This window comes from Flavobacterium sp. (assembly GCF_043720215.1).
In the GTDB taxonomy this organism is placed as follows: Bacteria; Bacteroidota; Bacteroidia; order Flavobacteriales; family Flavobacteriaceae; genus Flavobacterium.
The window spans coordinates 1-3323 of record NZ_JAYSSZ010000190.1; the positions used below are offsets into that span (position 1 = coordinate 1).

General features: G+C 33.1%; 3 protein-coding genes and 1 pseudogene. 3 read left to right on the plus strand and 1 reads right to left on the minus strand.

Going from position 1 to position 3323, the window contains the following annotated elements; genetic code table 11:
• A partial coding sequence (locus tag ACHZC3_RS08780; RefSeq protein ID WP_394759497.1) for a hypothetical protein occupies nt 1–397 on the plus strand: 397 nt, incomplete at its 5' end.
• A gap of 35 nt (nt 398–432) precedes the next feature.
• Here the strand turns inward: ACHZC3_RS08780 and glmM are convergent.
• Nucleotides 433–1821: a phosphoglucosamine mutase gene (gene glmM / locus ACHZC3_RS08785; protein WP_394759498.1), complete on the minus strand. Its 1389-nt coding sequence runs from the start codon at nt 1819–1821 to the stop codon at nt 433–435.
• Between the two features lie 151 nt (nt 1822–1972).
• On the opposite strand from glmM, the gene ACHZC3_RS08790 reads away from it, so the two are divergent.
• Both ACHZC3_RS08790 and ACHZC3_RS08795 read left to right on the plus strand, forming a co-directional pair.
• Entirely contained in the window at nt 1973–2557 is a 585-nt protein-coding gene (locus tag ACHZC3_RS08790; RefSeq protein ID WP_394759499.1) for an ACP phosphodiesterase, read from the plus strand.
• Nucleotides 2558–2623: 66 nt separating this feature from the next.
• A pseudogene (locus ACHZC3_RS08795) lies at nt 2624–3323 on the plus strand (excinuclease ABC subunit UvrA); the annotation flags it as partial.

Below are 3323 nucleotides of genomic sequence, written 5' to 3' on the forward strand. Positions count from 1 at the left end.
TATTTCTGCATTTTTATTTATAATCATACCAGAAAACACCTTTGCTCAAGGTCCACCACCATGGGCACCAGCTCATGGTTATAGAGCAAAAACTAGACATATATATTTTCCAGATCATAATGTGTATTATGATTTAAATAAAAGAGAGTATTTTTATATTGAAGGAGGAGTTTGGATTACTAAACCTAGATTACCCAGAATTTTTGTTGATATCAATTTAGGGAAAAGCGTTCAAATCGAGTTAGATTTTGAAGGAGATAAACCATACAGAGAAAATCATGTACACGTTGTTAAGTATAAAAAACCTAAAAAGATTAAACATAAAAAGGTAAAAGTTTATGAAATACATGATGATCACGGTCATGGTCATAAAAAAGAGCACAAGCATAAACATTAACTAAAAAGCTGCAATAAATTGCAGCTTTTTTTGTTTTAAATCCCAGCTATAACTTTTATCTCACCGATAATTCGTAAAGCTAATTTATCCGCTTCTTGTTGTGTTGCCGCTTCGGTATAAATACGGATAATAGGTTCTGTATTCGATTTTCGTAAATGCACCCAATTTTCTGCAAAATCTATTTTTACACCATCTATAGTGGTAATATTTTCATTTTTATATTTTTCGGTCATCGCAGTTAGAATCGCATCGACATCTATTTGTGGTGTCAATTCAATTTTGTTCTTGCTCATGTAATACTGTGGATAACTAGCACGCAATTCAGCAACTGTTTTTTCTTGATTGGCTAAATAAGTTAAGAACAAAGCTACACCTACCAAACTATCACGACCATAATGCAATTCTGGATAAATGATTCCACCGTTACCTTCACCACCAATAATAGCATTCGTTTTTTTCATTAACTCCACAACATTAACTTCACCAACTGCACTAGCTTGGTAGCTTCCGTTGTGTTTGTTCGTAATATCACGTAAAGCACGAGATGATGACATATTAGAAACCGTATTTCCTGGCGTTTTACTCAAAACATAATCGGCACAAGCTACAAGGGTATATTCTTCTCCAAACATTTCGCCATCATTAGATATAAAAGCCAGACGGTCTACATCAGGATCTACAACAATCCCAAAATCGGCTTTTTCTTCGAGAACCACTTTGCAAATATCTCCTAAATGTTCTTTTAGCGGTTCTGGATTGTGTGGAAAATGTCCGTTTGGTGTGCAATATAATTTTACCACTTCTACACCCATTTGCTCTAACAAATTAGGAATAATAATTCCTCCTGAAGAATTTACGGCATCAACGACAACTTTATATTTTCTTTTAGCAACAGCTTCGGCATCAACTAAAGGTAAATTTAATACTTCATCAATATGAATATCCATATATGAATCGTTAACGGTAATTTCTCCTAGAGTATCTACATCCGAGAAATCGAAAGCTTCAGCATCTGCAATTTCTAGAATTTTTGCACCATCATCACCACTTAAAAATTCACCTTTGGCATTTAATAATTTTAAAGCATTCCATTGTTTTGGATTGTGAGATGCAGTAAGAATTATTCCACCATCGGCATTTTCTAAAGGAACTGCAATTTCGACAGTTGGCGTTGTAGACAAACCTAAATCTATAACATCAATTCCCAAGCCTAACAATGTATTCATAACTAAATTATGAATCATTGGTCCTGAAATTCTAGCATCACGACCTATAACGACTTTTAGCTTGTCTTTATTACTATTTTGTTTTAGAAAAGTTCCATAAGCCGAAGCAAATTTCACAGCATCAACTGGTGTCAAATTATCTCCAACTTTTCCTCCAATAGTTCCACGAATTCCTGATATTGATTTTATTAAAGTCATTTTTTTATTTTAAATTTTGAATGATAAATTTTAAATTCACACAAATATAAAAAGGTTCAAAGATACAAAGGTACTAAGGCACTAAGTTTTTTTCATATATTTACAAAAACCTTTGCAATTTAGAAGCTGTAGAACCTTAGCGCCTCTTAAAATGAACTATCTCGCTCACATATTCCTTTCTGGAAATAACGATTTACTAAAAATTGGTAATTTTATGGCCGATGGTATTCGTGGAAATGATTATTTGAAATTTCCAGAAGATGTGAAAAACGGAATTATTTTACATCGTCATATAGATACTTTTACAGACGCACATCCAATTTACCGAAAAAGCAAACATCGTTTACACGAAAAATATGGGCATTATGCTGGTGTGATTATGGATATTTTATACGACCATTTTTTAGCTAAAAATTGGAGTCATTATTCTAGTGAAAAATTAGAAGATTATACAGCGAATTTCTATAAATCGCTCGAAGATAATTACGATATTCTTACAGAAAAAACACAAAATCTAATGCCATATATGACCGAAAGAAATTGGCTGACAAGTTATGCAACCATTGCAGGAATCGAAATGATTTTGTTTCAAATGGATTATCGCACAAAACATAGGGCCAATATGCAAGAAGCTGTTGTTGAATTACAAGAATTTTATTCTGAATTTGAGAAAGAGTTTACTTTGTTTTTTGAAGAATTGAGAGCCTTTTGTTTACAACAGATGAAAAAATTATAAAAATTCATTTTCAAATCAATTTTTAAAAGAAGCATCAAAATCGTATCTTTGTTTTTTACTCCAATTATGTTAGAAAACGATAATACCATCGAAGTTATTGGCGCTCGCGTTCATAATCTCAAAAATATAGATATTTCCATTCCGCGTGAAAAACTAGTTGTTATTACTGGACTTTCGGGCTCAGGAAAATCATCTTTGGCTTTCGATACTATTTATGCCGAAGGTCAACGTCGTTATATAGAAACTTTTTCGGCTTATGCCAGACAATTTCTTGGTGGTTTAGAACGTCCTGATGTAGATAAAATTGATGGTTTGTCACCAGTTATTGCTATCGAACAAAAAACAACTTCTAAATCTCCTAGATCAACCGTTGGTACAATTACCGAAATATATGACTTCCTCCGTTTACTTTTTGCCCGCGCTGCCGATGCATACAGTTACAACACGGGAGAAAAAATGGTTTCTTATTCCGACGAACAAATTAAAGATTTGATTATCAAAGATTTTTCTGGAAAAAGAATCAATATCCTCGCTCCTATTATTCGTGCGCGAAAAGGACATTATGCCGAATTATTTCAACAAATTGCCAAACAAGGTTTCTTGAAAGTTCGTATTAATGGAGATGTTAAAGACATTACCTCAGGAATGAAATTGGATCGATACAAAACCCACGATATTGAAACCGTTATCGACCGAATTGTGGTTGATAATACTGATGATGTTCAGAAAAGAATATCAGAAAGCATTAATACCGCAATGCATTATG